Source organism: Nostoc sp. NMS8, from assembly GCF_017115045.1.
GTDB lineage: Bacteria > Cyanobacteriota > Cyanobacteriia > Cyanobacteriales > Nostocaceae > Nostoc.
Genome location: NZ_JABXKK010000092.1, coordinates 120,221 through 137,375, shown reverse-complemented (window position 1 = coordinate 137,375; position 17,155 = coordinate 120,221). Strand labels below are relative to the sequence as shown.

Sequence of the window (17,155 nt, the reverse complement as noted above, 5' to 3'; positions counted from 1 at the left end):
TGATGGCATTATCTAGACTCCATAGATGATTCTTTTTGTCAATGCGTAAGTCCTAGATTACTGTAATGGGTAATATGAAGAGTTATTAATTTCCAATTACCCATTACCAATTAACAAAATCCAAATATAAATTCTGGGACTTATTATTTTATTAATTTTTTTTAATTTTTAATTTTTAATTGGAGCGAAGCGACCCTCATGCTGTATCTAGCCCAGGTGCGTAAAAACGATTTTTTAGACCAGCACCAGTTACGCTTGTTGGCGCGTCAAGAAGCTGATAACTTGTGGGCGATAATTCCCGAAGAAGCTTTCATTTTGCTGGGAAAAGGAAAGATCATGAGTGAAAACTTGCTTGTCTTAGTGGAACTTTCCCCTACAGGCGATATTGAAAAAATAGAAGATGCCACCAACTGGATACTCCATCTGGTACAAAGCTACCTCGCGATCGGCATTACCCCGGAATTTTTGCAGCACGAAGCCGAGCGAGCAGAACATTGGCGACAATCCCTGACGTTGCAAAATCAAGACTTAGCGCGGCGTTCCTTGGAATTAGAAGCTCGTCGCGAACAAATTCAAGCCTTAGAAGAAAGCCTCAAACGCGAGAAAAATGGTTATCCCCAAGAGGAAAGTTAAACGTTTGCAATTGTGTTGTTTTTAAAGGCACAGCACCCAGGTGTGTATTTATGAAAAATTACCCAGCAAGAGTTGTTCTCTCTTACTGGGTAATGTGTGAATGCTTGCTATAGTCAGTTGGCGTTAGGCAATGACAGTAATATTTGCACTAGTAAGCGCTACCTGATTTGATAACAGGGCTATTTGAACTTGTGCAGTGCTACCAGTCCCATCTTTATCAAAGAATAGGTTCCCCGTAGATTGATCGTAGATAAAGCGATCGCCTGTTGTTGTGGCACCGGTACCAAGTCGGAACAAGCTAGGATTGAGCGTAGTATTTTGAGATTGACCCAGTGCGAATTCTGTACTGGAAATGAAGATAGTATCTTCTCCAACAGTAAAATCAGCGATCGTATCATAGCCTCCAGTACGGCTAGTAGCCAGGTTGAAGCTATCTCGCCCAGTTCCACCAGTCAATACATCTCGACCAATTCCACCAGTGAGTAGATCGTCACCTGCACCACCTAACAAGGTGTCATTGCCTGAATTACCAAAGAGGCTATCATTACCATCTCCTCCTGCTAATGTGTTAGCACCATTATTTCCCGTCAGGATATTATCGAGGCTGTTACCAGTACCATTAATTGCCCCAGTTCCAGTCAGAGTCAAGTTCTCCAGGTTATTTCCCAACACCCAAGTAACCGAAGAATTGACTAAATCTATGCCTGCATCTAAGACTTCAATAACACTATCGTTCACGTTGTCTACGATATAGATATCATTGCCGACTCCACCAACAAGACTGTCAATCCCTGCACCTCCATTCAAGGTGTCATCGCCTGCACCGCCTAATAAGGTGTCATTACCTGAGTTACCAAAGAGGCTATCATTGCCATCTCCTCCGCTCAAGATGTTAGCACCAGTATTTCCCCCCAGGATATTATTGAGGTTATTACCAGTACCATTGATTGCCCCGCTTCCAGTCAGGGTCAAGTTCTCTAGGTTATCTGCTAACACCCAAGTTACCGAAGACTTAACTAAATCTGTGCCTGCATTTAAGCCTTCAATAATAATATCGTTCAGGTTATCTACGATGTAAGTGTCATTACCGATTCCACCAATCAGACTATCAACTCCCAACCCTCCATCCAAGGTGTCATCACCTGCACCGCCCAACAAGGTGTCATTGCCTGCACCACCAATTAGGCTATCATTGCCATCTTCTCCGCTCAAGCTGTTAGCGCCAGTATTTCCCGTCAGGATGTTCTTAAGGCTGTTACCAGTACCATTGATTGCCCCGCTTCCAGTCAGGGTCAAGTTCTCTAGGTTATCTGCTAACACCCAAGTTACCGAAGACTTAACTAAATCTGTGCCTGCATTTAAGCCTTCAATAATAATATCGTTCAGGTTGTCTACGATGTAAGTGTCATTACCGATTCCACCAATCAGACTATCAGATCCCAACCCTCCATCTAAGGTGTCATTGCCGATTCCACCCAACAAGGTGTCATTGCCGGAATCACCAAAGAGGCTATCATTGCCACCTTCTCCGCTCAAGCTGTTAGCGCCAGTATTTCCCGTCAGGATATTCTTAAGGCTGTTACCAGTACCATTGATTGCCCCACTTCCAGTCAGGGTCAAGTTCTCCAGGTTATTTCCCAATACCCAACTCACTGAAGACTTGACTAAATCTGTGCCTGCATTGGCGGATTCAACAATAGTGTCACCAAGGCTATCCACAACATAAATGTCATTGCCTTTACCACCGATGAGACTATCGTCTCCTGTACCACCATCCAATAAATCATTTCCATCGCTGCCATTAAGGGTGTCGTTATCACCTAGTCCTTGGAGGGTGTCATTGCCCTGCAATCCTGAGATGATATCCATATTCACTGTACCAGTCAGCTTATCTGCACCGGAAGTGCCATTAATCGGAGGGGTGATTTCATTAATGGTCAAGTTTGCGGTGGCAGTGCTAGTGCCTCCATGTCCATCACTTATAGTGTAAGTGAAGCCATCGGAGCCATAATAGTTTTGCGAAGGAGTATAAGTGTAAGTACCGTTGCCGTTGTCAATTACGCTTCCTTGACTAGATTGAGTGAAGCTAGTAATGTTCAATACGTCATTGTCCGCATCTGTATCATTGCTCAACAGACTAGTAGCGCTAATGATAATAGGTGTGTTTTTGTTTGTGGTGATGCTATCGTTAAGAGCAACAGGAGTATCATTCACCGCCGTAATATTAATATTGCGGGTAACAGTAGTACTATTAGTACTCGCATCATTAACTACAAAGCTGACGGTACGAGGTGTAGTAGTGGGGCTATCACTGCTGTTGGTATAAGTAACAGAACGAAGTGCGGTTTGATAATTCGCAACGCTGGAACTGCCAGTTAAGGTTAAAACACCTGTACTGCTGTTATAGCTGCCCGTAATCCCATTTTGGCTGGTGAAAGCGAGGGTATCTTGAGCAGAAATAAAGCCACTGCTAATTCTGACGATGGCACCAGAGAGGTTAGCGGAGTCTACATCGCTGACTGTGATACCTGAATCGATGGCTGTAGTAGCGTTCTCGGTGTATGCCAGAGCAGAGTTGGTGGCAGTAGCAATGGGCGCATTGTTCACTGCCGTAATATTAATATTGCGGGTAACGGTAGTACTATTATCAGTCCCATCATTGACTACAAAGCTGATGGTGCGGGGTGTAGTAGTGGGGTTGTCGCTGCTGTTGGTATAAGTAACAGAACGCAGTACTGTTTGATAATTAGCAACGGTGGCACTGCCAGTTAAGGTTAAAACACCTGTGCTGCTGTTGTAGTTGCCCGTAATCCCATTCTGTCCGGTGAAGGCGAGGATGTCTTGAGCAGAGGCGAAACCACTGGTAATGCTTACAGTAGCACTGGAGAGGTTAGCAGAGTCTACATCGCTGACTGTGATACCTGAGTCGATGATTGTAGTAGTATTCTCGGTGTATGCCACAGCAGAGTTGGTAACAGTAGCAATGGGTGCATCATTCACCGATGTAATATTAATATTGCGAGTAACGACGGTACTATTAGTACTCCCATCATTAACTATAAAGCTGATACTACGAGGTGTAGTACTGGGGTTGTCGCTAATGTTGGTATAAGTAATGGAACGCAGTGCGGCTTGATAATTCGCAACGCTGGAACTGCCAGTTAAGGTTAAAACACCTGTGTTGTCGTTGTAGCTGCCCGTAATCCCATTTTGAGTGTTGAAGGTGAGAGTGTCTTGAGCAGAAATAAAGCCACTGCTAATGCTGACAGTAGCACTAGCTAGGTTAGCGGAGTCTGTATCAGTAACGGTGATGCCTGAATCGATGGCTGTAGTAGCATTCTCGGTGTACGCCAGAGCAGAGGCAGAACCAGAGGTGATTATCGGGGGAGCCCCATTGTTCTTGTATAGCTGGGCATATATCCCATCACTAAACCCGTCTTGCTCAAAGCTTTGCCAGGAAATGACAAAGTTACCATCAGCAGCGATCGCTACTGATGGGTTACTTTGACTATCGACGGTGGTGTCATTGACCAGAAATTCGCTCCCTTGAGCCACCCCAGAACTGTTGTAGCGTCGGGCATATATCCCATTATTATCCCCGTCCTGACCATCGCTTTGCCATGAAATAACAAAATCCCCATTTGCATCCATCGCTACTGTGGGGTTCTTTTGGTCGGCTGTGGTGGTGTTATTGACTTGGAATTCGCTCCCTTGAGCTACCCCAGAACTGTTGTAGCGTCGAGCATATATTCCATAACCAAACCCATCTTTACCAGTCCAGGAAATAACAAAGTCCCCACCTGCATCCATCGCTATTGTGGGGTTAAGTTGATAGAGGGTGGTGGTGGTGGTGGTATTGACTTGGAATTCGCTCCCTTGAGCTATCCCAGAACTGTTGTAGCGTTGGGCATATATCCCATAGTAATCCCCGTCCTGACCAAGGCTTTGCCAGGAGATAACAAAGTCCCCATCTGCATCTACCGCTACTGTCGAGCTATTTTGATTAGCGCTGGTGGTGCTATTGACTCTGAATTCGTTCCCTTGAGCCACCCCAGAACTGTTGTAGCGTTGGGCATATATTCCACTGCCAGAAGCATCTTGACCAGTCCAGGAGATGACAAAATCCCCAACTGCATCTATAGCTATTGTGGAGTTATTTTGATTACCTAAGGTGGTGCTATTGACTCTGAATTCGCTCCCTTGAGCTACTCCAGCGCTGTTGTAGCGTTGGGCATATATCCCATTCTTATCCGTATCCTGACCAGTCCAGGAGATGATAAAATCCCCAGCTGCATCTATGGCTATTGTGGGGTTATTTTGATCGCCGCTAGTGGTGCTATTGACTCTGAATTCGACCCCTTGAGCTACCCCGGCGCTGTTGTAGCGTTGGGCATATATCCCATTCTTATCCGTATCCTGACCAAAGCTTTGCCAGGAAATAACAAAATTCCCATTTGGATCTATCGCTACTGTGGAGTTAGATTGACTATTGTTGATGTAAGTATTAACTTGAAATTCAGTCATGAAAAAACCTCTCTTAAAAACTAAAAATTTGATTTCAACAATTACGCACTGATTAAACAGATTCCCTAGTCATTAGGAATCACCGCACTTGGTCGCAGCCAGTAGTTCAACTCAGGTGCTGTAAATGCTTGGCGGATTTCTTTTCGTTCCTGATTCAAAACCATCGGACGCTGTACACCAGCAAGAAACTGCACATCATAAAGTTCTTGACAACCTGTAGTGAACTTCAGCATCCCCACTTGCTGCCCATTTCGCAAATCCACGACTGCCACACCACAAAGCAACTGCTCAAACCGTTGGGTAATAGGCAACCCCCCAAAAATATGCCGTTCCCGAATTTGGCATAATCCCACTAGGGCGTAATAGCCCACGCAGCACAACCCACGCAGAAATCCAGGTAGCACACAGACTACCTGTTTGTCCCCTGATTCTGGGTGAATACGCCATATTTCTCCAGCACCAGAGTTTAGTAGCCACAAAAATCCGTCATGCCAGATTGGGGAATGGGGCATTGATAATCCATCTACAATAATTTCATTATTCTCTACTTCCACTACGACCCCACCGTTGGCTTTACCTGGTCGCCACCCGCCAACGCTATCTGTCGCACCGAGGGCAGTCACATACTTGGGTTTGCCATCCACCATCGCTAATCCATTCAGGTGACAACGGTCTTCTGGCACTATTTGGGAAATAAATTTGGGATGCCAGCGCGGTACAAAGCTAAAGTCTGGACTCAAGGTGGAAAGACACGAAAAGCGGGTGTTGACAATCCACAGACCTTCTCTACCAAATTCCAGGTCGTGAATGTTCAGGTCGCCTGTAAAATATGTCATCCGTGGCAGATAAAGGGCATCATAGCGTCCGGGCTGGTCTTCTAAAAACTCATAAGCTAATGCGGAAGCATTGGCTAGTAAACAGACTTCATGCTGGCTAGCCAGTGCTAAACGTGAACCATGAACTGCTAACCCCATTGGTTTGGAAAATTGGCGTAACAGCATGGTTATCTGTTGACCATTCCAGCCCGCAACTGCCAGTTTTCCAGCTTGGTAGGTGGTGATAGCAACTGAGCCTCCGGCTTGACTCAGCCAGGAGATAAATTCCTGATCGGCATCACACTGAATTAAGTTATTTTCTTCTGGGGCAGTAGTGGTAGAGGTGGCTAACATAAATAAGTTGAATTAAATTTCAAATTTTGTTGGGGAAATTTGGACTTAGTTGAATATAAAAATAGTCAGTGGCTTTAGCCTTGTTGAAACTGAACGATAAATCGCTCGCTACGAATTAAGGACAAAGACGACCAGGCGTGTCATCATTGTCAATAAACAAACCTGCATCAGAGACAGAACCCAAAAGAGATCGTTCCCAGATAGCAGGTCATACCACGATAAAGCTGCACTGTGTCTAACTTTGCAGACATTTTGAATTTAGTTTTTATAATTTCCTAGCCCTAAATCTGATTTTGTAACCTGTTGTTATATTAGAGACTATTTATTTAAATAAAATCTGTATATATACTGAAGATATAATTTGCTTAAAACTTTAATAGCTTGCAAGCTGTATCAGTATATTTCTTTGTATAGAAGCGAATTTTGTCGTTAGTTTTAAGAAAGTGCGTAGGTGTGTAGCTCATCACAAACATTGCTATTGAATGTATTAAATATTTAATTATAAATAAGTGTAATTATGTAGTTATTCACTTACAATGAGTCAAATAGTGTTCCCCGAAATAAATAATGTTGTGATTGCGAGCAAAGCCATTGGTGTCAACTTAACGTGAAACCAAGCCTAGAACCAGCTTTTAGATATTGTCTAGTTCCCAGTCGGAGACTCGGAACTAGGTTTTAAAGGAGTTTCAACTTAAGTTGACACCATCTGTAAAGCAACGCCTGAAATTACTGCTAAAAAAAGATTATAAAAATAAAATTGCTATCTGAATCTGAAAAATTACCTAAAAAAGCTTTTTTGGGTGTGCCATTTGAAGTATAAGGCGGAGTAAGTTGATACAACAATATTGTGGTGTGACGGTATGGTTCACTGGTTTGAGTGGTGCAGGTAAAACTACTATCTGTAAATTCGTGGAGAAGAAATTGCGGATACAGGGATACAGAGTTGAAGTTCTGGATGGCGATGCGGTACGTCAAAACCTATGCAAGGGGTTGGGTTTCAGTAAAGAGGATCGAGAGGAGAATATTCGGCGTATTGGCTTTGTTGCTCACCTTCTTACCAGAAATAATGTAATTGTATTGGTTTCGGCAATTTCACCGTACCGCGAAATTCGGCAAGAAGTGCGCCAAAGTATTCCATCTTTCGTTGAAGTTTACGTCAATGCATCGTTAGAGGTTTGTGAACAGCGAGATGTAAAAGGGTTATACAAAAAAGCAAGAGCCGGGGAAATTAAGCACTTCACTGGTATTGACGATCCTTATGAAATACCGCTCTATCCTGAAGTTGAATGTCAAACTAACCAAGAAATTGTTGCTGAAAGTGCAACTAAGGTTTTGGAAAAGCTGCAAGAGTTGGGTTATGTAGTAGCCCTTTCAAGGTGACTCATAAAAAAAATCTCTGTTTTCTCTGTTGCGCTGCGCCAGTTGCTTCTCCCTTGGCGCTAGCCCTCCCTTTGGGAGAAGGGGAGACACTACGCGTAGCAAGACCCCCGCAGGGGTACAAGCCGGGGAACCGCAAGGGCACAGCAATGCTCATTAGTGTCAACTTAAGGCGAAATGGGCGGTTAGAAACCGCGTCTACACAAACAAAACCCACCTCCGTAGGTTTCAAAACTTTGAATTGACCTTAATTAGTCCGCGGAGGCGGACTTTGCCTGTGTAGCCGCGAATTCCATTCGCTAAAGCTTAAGTTGACACGTATGAGCAATGCTGTGCCCCTACCGCGTGGTCTATTTACCTGAAAATAGCTGTAAAGAAAGTTTTTGCCTCATAACTTTTACTACGATGCTAATAATTGCCGAATTAATCTAGCTACAGCCTTTTGCGTAAAGCGGTTAGCAATTTGTTGACCTAAACGTTGTACATCTGAATTTACCAATAACTGAGCAATTTGTGATGCTAGTTGAATTGGATCAAAGCCTTGTGTTTCTCGGAGAATACCTAATATACGTTTGATATGCTCTAAGGTTTGTTGTTGCTCAACTGTTGCTGCTGGAGTTTGATTAACTGCTGTCAATCCTACCCGTTCCCGCAATAGGGAGGTAAAGTTATGCAAAACATTTTTACTTAAAGCATCGAGTCCGTTAACAGATTCATCTACGAGTTTGTCACGAATGAAAGCGCCGCGTTCAGATGACAGAAATTCTATGCCCTGATTCAGCACTAAGTTAAAGTCGTAATCTTGACTGTTACGCGCATTTTTTAACAAGTTTTCTAAGCGATTCCAGCGAAATCTGCCATCTTTAAATAGCAAATCTTGCAATGATGCTCTTAATTGCGGTGCTGGATCTGTTAAAAGGCGTTTAGAAACGTAGGGATAAGCTTCGCTGAGGACTTTAAAGTTAGGATCTATGAATATTGCAATACCTTCGAGTGTCACGAGGGAACGAATAATTAAGGCATAGTAGGGTGGTACGCGGAAAGGATATTCGTACATCAAAGCCGATAGTTCATCGGTGATGCTTTTAATATTAAGATCGGCAACACTGGCTCCTTCGGCATCAGCAAAGACTCTCGCAAAAGCTGGGATAATTGGTGTTAAATCGGTTTCTGGTGATAAGAAATCTAATTTAACGTAGTCTTTTGCTAATCCTTCAAAGTCGCGGTTGACAACGTGGACGATCGCTTCAATTAAACCATAACGTTGTGGTGGCTTAATCTCGCTCATCATTCCAAAGTCGAGATAAGCTAATTTGCCATCGGTTGTTGCTAACAAATTACCAGGGTGGGGATCTGCATGGAAAAATCCGTGTTCTAGCAACTGACGCAGAGAACACTGCACTCCCACTTCAATGAGGTAACGAGCATTTATGCCTTGGGCACTAATTTCTGCTGTCTGGGTTAATTTTGTACCGTTAATCCACTCCATCGTCAAAACGCGACGATTGGTATATTCCCAGTAAATTTTCGGTACGTATATGTCTTTTATATGACCGTATAGCCCAAAGAATCGTTCAGCATTTTCGCCTTCGTGGATGTAGTCCATCTCTTCAAAAATGCGATCGCCTAATTCATCAAGAATCCCAACTAAATCACTTCTTACCTTTTTGACCTTTTTCTGCACCCAAGCAGCAAGGTTACGCAAGATATACAAGTCAATGGTAATCCCCTCTCTTAAGTCAGGGCGTTGAACTTTAACAGCGACTTCTTCACCAGTTTTTAGCTTACCTTTATAGACTTGCCCCAATGAAGCCGCAGCAATTGGCTGGGCCGAGAGTTCGGCGTAAACCTCTTCTGGAGGCGCACCTAGTTCTTCTCTGATAAACTGGTAAGCAATTTCGTTGGGAAAAGGCGGTAATTGATCTTGTAGTTTAGTTAATTCTTCTAGATATACGGGAGGAACCAGATCCGGTCTGGTGGACAAAGCTTGGCCAATTTTAATGTAAGCAGGCCCCAATTGAGTCAGCAATACTCGTAGCTGAGTAGCTCGGCGGCGGTCATTTTTGACGACAATTCCCCGTTTACTATCCGACCACAGCCCAAAAACAAAGGATAGAACTGGCCCCAACACGGCGAAAATCCGCCGTAAAACTTGCACTTTTCTATTTTGGTAATGCGCCGCTATACCCACAGGATCGTAAAGTATCTCAGGTTGGGCTGTTGTCCTCAACTGTTGAGCGGCTAAGAGTCTTGGCGATGTCTGCGACGGGCCGATCTGCGGCACAACCAAGCTTTGTCTACCATTTTTTTCTGGCACTATATCAATAACGTCCAGTTCACCTCGGCGATTTGTGCCGTTGTGACTGTCCTCCTGAATTGGTCGGGAACTAGGGGGAAGTGTCTTAACAATCATGAAAAAGGCCACCAGTCAGAACGATCACATTAAGTATTGTAACAATATGTTTAGAAATTGGGGATTGGGAATGGGGAATTGGGCATTGGGCATTAATTATTTCTTCCTTCCTCATCTCCCTCATCCCCCACTCCCCACTCCCTACTAGTCTGCTACACTTAAACGGGCATACTAGTTCAATAGTATTAGGTATTGCTAGTTGCTCAAAGATGAGACTTATTATCCTGTAAGTTGGAAGTATCCGGCATCTGCCCTTATGGAGAATTTGGCTTGATGTTGCTCTGCCTACGAATTGAAAACTTTGCCCTAATTGACCAACTGGAATTAGAATTTGGCGCAGGACTAAATGTGTTGACAGGTGAAACCGGCGCGGGAAAATCGATTATCTTGGATGCCATTGATGCTGCTTTGGGCGGTAAAGTCTCTAGTCGAGTCATTCGCACGGGGACAAGTCGGGCAATGGTAGAAGCGACTTTCACCTCAAATGCACCCCTAGCGGCTTGGTTGACTGAACAAGAAATAGATTTGCTTGATGAAAATTCCGTAGTCATTAGCCGAGAAATCACGGTCACTGCTAGTAATATCCGTAGTCGATCGCGGGTGAATGGTGTGTTGGTAAATCGGCAGATTATGGGAGGAATGCGCGATCGCTTGGTAGAAATCACAGCCCAAGGTCAAACTGTACAAGTGGGACAATCAGCCCAAGTCCGGGACTGGTTAGATTTGTATGGTGGCGACTCCTTGATACAGCAGCGTCATAAAGTTGCTACGAGTTTCAGTACTTATCAACAGGCGCATTTAGTACTAGAAAAACGCCGGACATCAGAACGGGAAAGGTTGCAACAGCTAGATTTGCTCGCTTATCAAGTGCAAGAATTGCGAGCAGCCAACCTCAGCGAACCTAATGAATTGGAACAGTTGGGACAAGAACGGGAACGCCTGAATCATGTCGTCGATTTGCAGCAAATGAGTTACAAGGTTTATCAGGCTTTGTATCAAAACGATCATGAAACTCCCGCCGCCGGAGATTTATTGGGAGACAGTGAGGCGATATTAAATGACATGGTGGAATATGATACCCAACTACAACACCTGTTGGAATTGGTGCGAGACGCGCAAGCTGCGGTAATGGAAGTGGGAAGGCAGATTAATGCTTATGGGGACGGATTGGAAGCCGATCCGCAGCGATTGGAAGAGGTGGAAGAACGGATTCAGGAATTAAAGCAAATTTGCCGCAAATATGGGCCGACACTGACAGAAGCGATCGCATATTACCAACGTATCCAAGGAGAATTAGCCCAACTTAACGACAGCGAACAATCTATCGAAAACTTGGAACAGCAAGAAAAGGCGTGCTTTGAAAAACTCACCCAAGCAAGTAATCACTTAACTCAATTACGGAGTAAGGCGGCTGCTAATTTAGAATCGCGTTTGATAGCTGAACTAAAACCCCTAGCGATGGAAAAAGTGAAGTTTCTGGTTGAAATATTACCAGCTGCGCCAACTGCGATGGGAGCAGATAAAATTACTTTTACATTTAGTTCCAACCCTGGAGAACCACTGCAACCGTTAACGGAAATTGCCTCTGGCGGGGAAATGAGTCGCTTTTTATTGGCGCTGAAAGCTTGTTTTTCTCAGGTTGATGCGGCTGGAACAATGGTTTTTGATGAAATTGATGTTGGGGTTTCGGGAAGGGTAGCCCAAGCGATCGCGGAAAAATTACACCAACTAAGCCAGCGCAACCAAGTATTATGTGTTACTCACCAACCTTTAGTTGCGGCAATGGCGGATCGGCATTTCCGCGTAGATAAGCAAACTATTAATCAAGGCAAGGGTAAAAAAGCTAACAATGTCAATGCTGATGAACAGCGTACCGTTGTCAGAGTTACTACTTTGGATAACTTAACCACTCGCCGAGAAGAACTAGCACAATTAGCTGGTGGTAAATCTGCAAGTGATGCGATCGCTTTTGCCGAATCTCTGTTATTACAAGCTGCTAACCACCGTCGTGGAGAGCATACTTGAGCAAAGAGGCAGGGGAGCAGAGGGATTCCCCAGCAATCAAAGGTTTCAGAACAACTAAATATATAATATGGGGTTTCCCTCCTGCTCTCTGCTCCCTGCTCCCTGCCCCCTGCCTCCTGCTCGCTTCACGCTGCCAATTCTGAAAGGCGTAAACCAGCAATATTCTCGCAGGAAAAAGTTTCTTTACCCGTCCATTTACGGCAGATTAGCTCTAGAATTTGGCCTGCCCAGTTGCGGAAAAACCATTGGCATAAAGAGCCATCTTCTTGAGGAGTCATAGATAGAGGAATAAAGCCTTTGTTCTGCCACACCTCTGCTGCTGTATAAATATCATCAACAAGAATGGCAACATGATGGACAGTATTGAAACCTTGCTCCTGAAATAAGCTAGCAATCTGTTCATCTGGCGCGTTCGGTGCAAGCAGTACCAAAATCATGCCTGACGGCATTAAGGCTGAGAGAAAGTACATGCTAGCATCTTCAGGCAATAGGTTTTGCTCTGGACAAAAATCATCAGGCCATTTTCCTGGCCCTTCCGTAATTTTGGCATCATAATTGACCAGAGTTTTAGCATAGTCTGTGAGGGTTTGTGAATCAGGAAACAGCAGTACATAATGATCTACGACAACTAGTTCCCCAAATAGATGTATGCAAAAAGATGAGTTTAAAAATTCTGGAGTTTTGCATTCTTGTTTATACAAGAGCAATCCGTTGGTTTCTACAAAAGGCGATTCCTTATTCATCGAAGTCTCCTCAGTTAAAATCTTCTACAGCGTCTAATGAGAGGTTATTGCTCATAATGCTCACTTATAAAAACGATCTTGGTATTTAATATTGTGGCTTACCAACTGGGCTTGTATCAATAATCATAACTAAGATTACTTTCAGGTAATCTCAAGCAACGACGCGATCGCATTTGCAGAATCAATGTGATTGCAAGCTGTTAACCATCTACATCAAGAGGATAATTAACCTGACGAGGTGAAAGCGACATAAGACATCCCGCCCAGAACTTTAGTTATTGGTAATAAAAAGGTAGATATTTTTCCTAGATTTCAGGGTAGTTAGCTGTAAAATATCTATCAGCAGATGAACAATTAATATCCTTTATATAAAGATAGTGAGCAAATATTGCATTCAACATCTATAGTGATAAATGATGATATTCGCTTTATTATAAGAAAAATTAGAGAATAAAAGAAACTTGTTTTGATGTTAGATGACTATGATGCTGCTCTCTATCCTAGCGACAACTATATTGAAGATGATATGGTCAGCTTCCTATCCGATTTTCGTAGTCTTGCTTATAGTAGAGAACGTAATTTTTCAGTTATTGTAACTTCTAAAAAACCCCTAAATGAGCTTAATCCACGTTTAAATCCTAACTCTTCACCTTGGTATAACCACTATCTATTCCAGCAGCTACGATTATTCAATGAGCCTACCGCAAGCAGACCCAATACAGTTTATTCTCCGAGGATTACGACATTCTAAAGAAGTATCGACATCAGTTATTGATTGGTTAAGTAAATTAGCGTCTTCTACAAGCTTTGGGATGCGATGATGCTTATGCTTCTAGTAATGACTGACCTAAATAACTACCTTTATCTTTAACGCCAGGCAAAGCAAAGAAATATCCACCACCAATGGGGCGAATATATTCCTCCAAAGGTTCCCCAATCAAGCGATTTTGCACTGTCACAAAGCCTCTTTCTAAATCAGCTTGAAAACAGACAAACAACAAACCCATATCTAATTGTCCGGCTTTATCAAACCCACGTGAATAATTGAAACCACGCCGCAGAATCAAACCCAATTCTGATTTGCGTGGATTAGCAAGGCGGATATGAGCATCTAGGGGGATTTCTTTACCTTTAGGATCTTGAGCATAATTGGGAATATCTTTCTCGTGCTTCATCCCCAAGGGTGCGCCAGAGCCTTTACTGCGCCCAATAATTGTTTCTTGCTCCTGTAGTGGTGTACGATCCCAGCGTTCAACTAAGTTACGGATCACCCGCACCACTTGATAGCTTCCTCCTACTGTCCAAGCTGGTTCGTTGCTGTTTGGCTGTACCCAAACAATCCGGTTGATCAACTTTTCATTGCTAGCATCTAGATTTGCTGTGCCATCTTTGAAGCCAAGTAGGTTCCGCACTGTGGTTTTGCCGAGCTTTTTATGCGTATTCGGCGGTAGAAAACCTTCTATTTGCCAGCGCAGAGTTATCAAATCAGGCAAATTCTTGATAATATCCCGTAAAGCATGGATGTTCGCTTCCTCTGTGTTGGCACAAAATTGTAGCAGTATATCCCCATGACACAAATCTGGGTCAAGTTGGTCATTGTGGAAACCTGGCATGGTATTTAACCGCTTGGGTTTCAAGTTACCAAGTCCAAAACGGTTATCGAACAGCGAGTCACCCACTGCTAGGGTGATGGTGAGATTATTGGGAACCACTATAGGCCCAAGAATTCCCGAATCACTGGGCGGAAATTTGGGATCGCGTAGCTTGGGTGTTCCCCCTGCCATGAGAAACTGAATGCGATCGCTCAGAGTTTGAAACAAGCGCACTAAATCCACTTTGGTTTTAGCAGTTGTATCAAATGCCACCATCAGAGCAGAAGCCGGGGCAGGAGTGAGAATACCTGCTTGGTGAATACCAAAAAACGGTACAGCCTCTTCAGATGGGTCTTCAGTAGTTTCTGAAAGAGTGCGATAACCCAAACTGGTCAAAGCTGCGACTCCACCGGCTGCGGCCATACCAAGGAGCAAGTCACGACGGCTGATTCGGGGAGTAATGCGTAACCTTGGTTGCTCTGAACTAGACATAGTTTACTCCTCTAGGAATTATTGATGGAGAGTGCTGAGTTCTGAGTGCTGAGTAAGTAAATTAGTTAACGCCTAGAGTGCCACGCAGCTGAGACAAATCTTCAGAAAGAGCTGCGATCGCAGTTTTCATCTCTTTCTTGTCTGTTTCACTCACTTTGTCGTAGGTAGCAAAACCACCATCAGGGGTTTTATATTTAGCAAGTCCTTGGTTAACTTTGGTAAAGTTAGCATCCACACGCGCTAGTAAATCGGGGTTGGCTTTTTGGATGACGGGGCGCAATAACTCGACAATCTTTTGAGAACCTTCAACATTAGCGCTGAAGTCCCAGAGGTCAGTATGGCTGTAACGGTCTTCTTCTCCAGAAATTTTGGTAGCAGCCACTTCTTCAATCAAGCCGGCAGCGCCGCCAACCATATTTTTCGGTTCGATGGTCAAAGTAGCAATGCGCTTTTGTAGTTCTAGTCCATCTTTCTGTAGCTTTTCGGCAAAAGGTTTCATGCCTTTTGTCGTTTTATCCTGGAATAAAGCTTTCTCTATGCGATGATACCCGGTGAATTGTGGATCGGCCTCTTTTTTCGCAAAGTCATCAGCACGCGAATCCATCGTTTTATCGAGATCGGAGAAAAGTTCAGCGATCGGTTCTGCGCGTTCCCAATGAACATGGGTAGAGGCATAGAGTTTCTGAGCCTTAGCAAGGTCGCCAGCAATCACGGCATCGGTGAAGGTCTTGTTATCTGCTACTAGTTGGTCAGTTTCTTTGGTGACGTAGACTTTATATTCTGCGATCGCACCGACTAATTTACCCTGATCTATAGTCCCTTTAGCTTGAGTATCTCCTCCTGCCTTCACAGTCAGTTTCCCTTTGGGATTGCTGCGTAAACCGCAACCCATATCATACTCACCCGGTTCTAGATTGGTTTTGAGTTTCTGAACGAAGCCAGGAGCAATATTTTCCTTTTCTTCAATGACTTTTACCCCAGACAATATCTCCCACTCCAAAGGTTGGCTGCTTTTGTTGGTCAACACAAAGGTGTTTTGTCCAGATGTCAGTGTCAGTTGATTGGGTTCGCAACCTTTATCTGTCACAGCCAAAGCAGTTTCCACAGAATTGTTAGTAGAAGTATCACTGGCTACTTTCGCCTCTGGAGTATTATTCGCGGAAGTATCGCTTGATTTATTGGATTCACAAGCAGCTAATGTCAAGGCAATTAGACAGATAATTGTTGAATACTTTAAAACATTTTTCATTGTTGTATTTTCCTAAAAATTATTGAAGTAGCTAAGAATGTCTTGCTGTAGTCTTCTGTGCAGCATTCTCCCCTAAGAAGAACAGCGACATAGTAGGAATTAGATAGCCAAAATAGGCGATCGCTTCGCTGAGGGTGGGGGCATCGTTATAGCCAAAAAATCCTGCTAATAGTGAACCGATAAACCCGTTCTTGGGAAGTACCCCGCTAACATCGAATACCACAGTTTGGAGTGAATTCCACACTCCGGCTTCATGAAAAGATCTCACACCACTTGCTAAGAGTCCAGCAGCAACCAGGATAATAAAGGCTCCTGTCCATTTAAAAAATCGCCTCAAGTTGATGCGGATACCACCCTGATAGATGCCTACACCGACAGCTAGTGCGGCTGCATATCCAAACAATGCCCCCACAGGAGCTTGAATTCCCAAATTTTGCTGAAACGTAGCCATCATAAACACTACTGTTTCCAAACCTTCCCGCAGGACTGCAAAGAATGACATCCACACTAGTGCTGTACCCCATTTATCCCCCGACTGAATGGCAGTTTCAATTTGAGACTGTAACTCGCCTTTAATAGAACGAGCCGCACGGCGCATCCAGAAAACCATCCAGGTGAGAACCCCAACTGCAACTATGGAAATTACCGCTTCAAATAGTTCCTGTTGTTTTTGCGGAAACTCCTGACTGGTTATTTGCAAAATAATTCCAGCTGCTAGACAAATAAAAGTCGCTAGTGCGATGCCAATCCAAACTGACTTCATCAAATGGGTACGTCCAGTTTGCTTAAGATAACTGGCAATTATCCCCACGACAAGTGCAGCTTCAACGCCCTCTCGGAACATGATCAAGAAGGGAAAAAGCATGGACAACCTTATTAACTATAATTACTATCAAATCATCATGAAAATAATAGCTTACTTGAGAACATTTGTATAT

Annotated in this window: 10 protein-coding genes; 3 read left to right on the top strand and 7 right to left on the bottom strand. The window is 43.8% G+C overall.

Going from position 1 to position 17,155, the window contains the following annotated elements; genetic code table 11:
- Nucleotides 1-198: 198 nt before the first annotated feature.
- Nucleotides 199-633: a hypothetical protein gene (locus tag HWQ39_RS20440; RefSeq protein WP_292849006.1), complete on the top strand. Its 435-nt coding sequence runs from the start codon at nt 199-201 to the stop codon at nt 631-633.
- Between the two features lie 123 nt (nt 634-756).
- On the opposite strand, the gene HWQ39_RS20435 is transcribed toward HWQ39_RS20440, so the two are convergent.
- Together HWQ39_RS20435 and HWQ39_RS20430 are read right to left on the bottom strand one after the other, a co-directional pair.
- Nucleotides 757-5,157, bottom strand: a complete 4,401-nt coding sequence (locus HWQ39_RS20435; protein WP_292849004.1) for a cadherin-like domain-containing protein — start codon at nt 5,155-5,157, stop codon at nt 757-759.
- Between the two features lie 65 nt (nt 5,158-5,222).
- On the bottom strand, nt 5,223-6,326 hold the full coding sequence (locus HWQ39_RS20430; RefSeq protein ID WP_292849002.1) for a TIGR03032 family protein: 1,104 nt from the start codon (nt 6,324-6,326) through the stop codon (nt 5,223-5,225).
- 834 nt (nt 6,327-7,160) lie between these two features.
- Between HWQ39_RS20430 and cysC the strand changes: the two genes are divergently transcribed.
- Nucleotides 7,161-7,706 carry an adenylyl-sulfate kinase gene (cysC, locus tag HWQ39_RS20425; RefSeq protein WP_366932287.1) on the top strand — a complete coding sequence of 182 codons (546 nt, stop codon included), beginning with the start codon at nt 7,161-7,163 and terminating at the stop codon, nt 7,704-7,706.
- A gap of 397 nt (nt 7,707-8,103) precedes the next feature.
- Here the strand turns inward: cysC and HWQ39_RS20420 are convergent, their stop codons facing one another.
- Nucleotides 8,104-10,116, bottom strand: coding sequence for an AarF/ABC1/UbiB kinase family protein (locus tag HWQ39_RS20420; RefSeq protein ID WP_292848998.1), 2,013 nt, complete (start codon nt 10,114-10,116; stop codon nt 8,104-8,106).
- A gap of 273 nt (nt 10,117-10,389) precedes the next feature.
- Between HWQ39_RS20420 and recN the strand changes: the two genes are divergently transcribed.
- On the top strand, nt 10,390-12,141 hold the full coding sequence (gene recN / locus HWQ39_RS20415) for a DNA repair protein RecN (RefSeq protein WP_292848996.1): 1,752 nt from the start codon (nt 10,390-10,392) through the stop codon (nt 12,139-12,141).
- A gap of 125 nt (nt 12,142-12,266) precedes the next feature.
- On the opposite strand, the gene HWQ39_RS20410 is transcribed toward recN, so the two are convergent.
- The 4 genes from HWQ39_RS20410 to efeU all read right to left on the bottom strand — a co-directional run bounded on the left by HWQ39_RS20410 (nt 12,267) and on the right by efeU (nt 17,082).
- The gene (locus HWQ39_RS20410; RefSeq protein WP_292848994.1) at nt 12,267-12,884 is read right to left on the bottom strand and encodes a hypothetical protein; all 618 of its coding nucleotides are present in this window, start codon (nt 12,882-12,884) and stop codon (nt 12,267-12,269) included.
- Between the two features lie 824 nt (nt 12,885-13,708).
- Nucleotides 13,709-14,968 carry an iron uptake transporter deferrochelatase/peroxidase subunit gene (gene efeB / locus HWQ39_RS20405; RefSeq protein WP_292848992.1) on the bottom strand — a complete coding sequence of 420 codons (1,260 nt, stop codon included), beginning with the start codon at nt 14,966-14,968 and terminating at the stop codon, nt 13,709-13,711.
- A gap of 61 nt (nt 14,969-15,029) precedes the next feature.
- Nucleotides 15,030-16,217, bottom strand: coding sequence for an iron uptake system protein EfeO (gene efeO, locus HWQ39_RS20400; protein ID WP_292848990.1), 1,188 nt, complete (start codon nt 16,215-16,217; stop codon nt 15,030-15,032).
- 31 nt (nt 16,218-16,248) lie between these two features.
- Nucleotides 16,249-17,082: an iron uptake transporter permease EfeU gene (gene efeU, locus HWQ39_RS20395; RefSeq protein WP_292848988.1), complete on the bottom strand. Its 834-nt coding sequence runs from the start codon at nt 17,080-17,082 to the stop codon at nt 16,249-16,251.
- Nucleotides 17,083-17,155: the final 73 nt, after the last annotated feature.

What these genes read in the sequence shown, in the direction of transcription:
- HWQ39_RS20435 (WP_292849004.1), bottom strand. Translation starts at nt 5,157, where the DNA reads ATGACTGAATTTCAAGTTAATACTTACATCAACAATAGTCAATCTAAC.
- efeU (WP_292848988.1), bottom strand. Translation starts at nt 17,082, where the DNA reads ATGCTTTTTCCCTTCTTGATCATGTTCCGAGAGGGCGTTGAAGCTGCA.
- HWQ39_RS20410 (WP_292848994.1), bottom strand. Translation starts at nt 12,884, where the DNA reads ATGAATAAGGAATCGCCTTTTGTAGAAACCAACGGATTGCTCTTGTAT.
- HWQ39_RS20440 (WP_292849006.1), top strand. Translation starts at nt 199, where the DNA reads ATGCTGTATCTAGCCCAGGTGCGTAAAAACGATTTTTTAGACCAGCAC.
- HWQ39_RS20430 (WP_292849002.1), bottom strand. Translation starts at nt 6,326, where the DNA reads ATGTTAGCCACCTCTACCACTACTGCCCCAGAAGAAAATAACTTAATT.
- HWQ39_RS20420 (WP_292848998.1), bottom strand. Translation starts at nt 10,116, where the DNA reads ATGATTGTTAAGACACTTCCCCCTAGTTCCCGACCAATTCAGGAGGAC.
- recN (WP_292848996.1), top strand. Translation starts at nt 10,390, where the DNA reads ATGTTGCTCTGCCTACGAATTGAAAACTTTGCCCTAATTGACCAACTG.
- efeO (WP_292848990.1), bottom strand. Translation starts at nt 16,217, where the DNA reads ATGAAAAATGTTTTAAAGTATTCAACAATTATCTGTCTAATTGCCTTG.
- efeB (WP_292848992.1), bottom strand. Translation starts at nt 14,968, where the DNA reads ATGTCTAGTTCAGAGCAACCAAGGTTACGCATTACTCCCCGAATCAGC.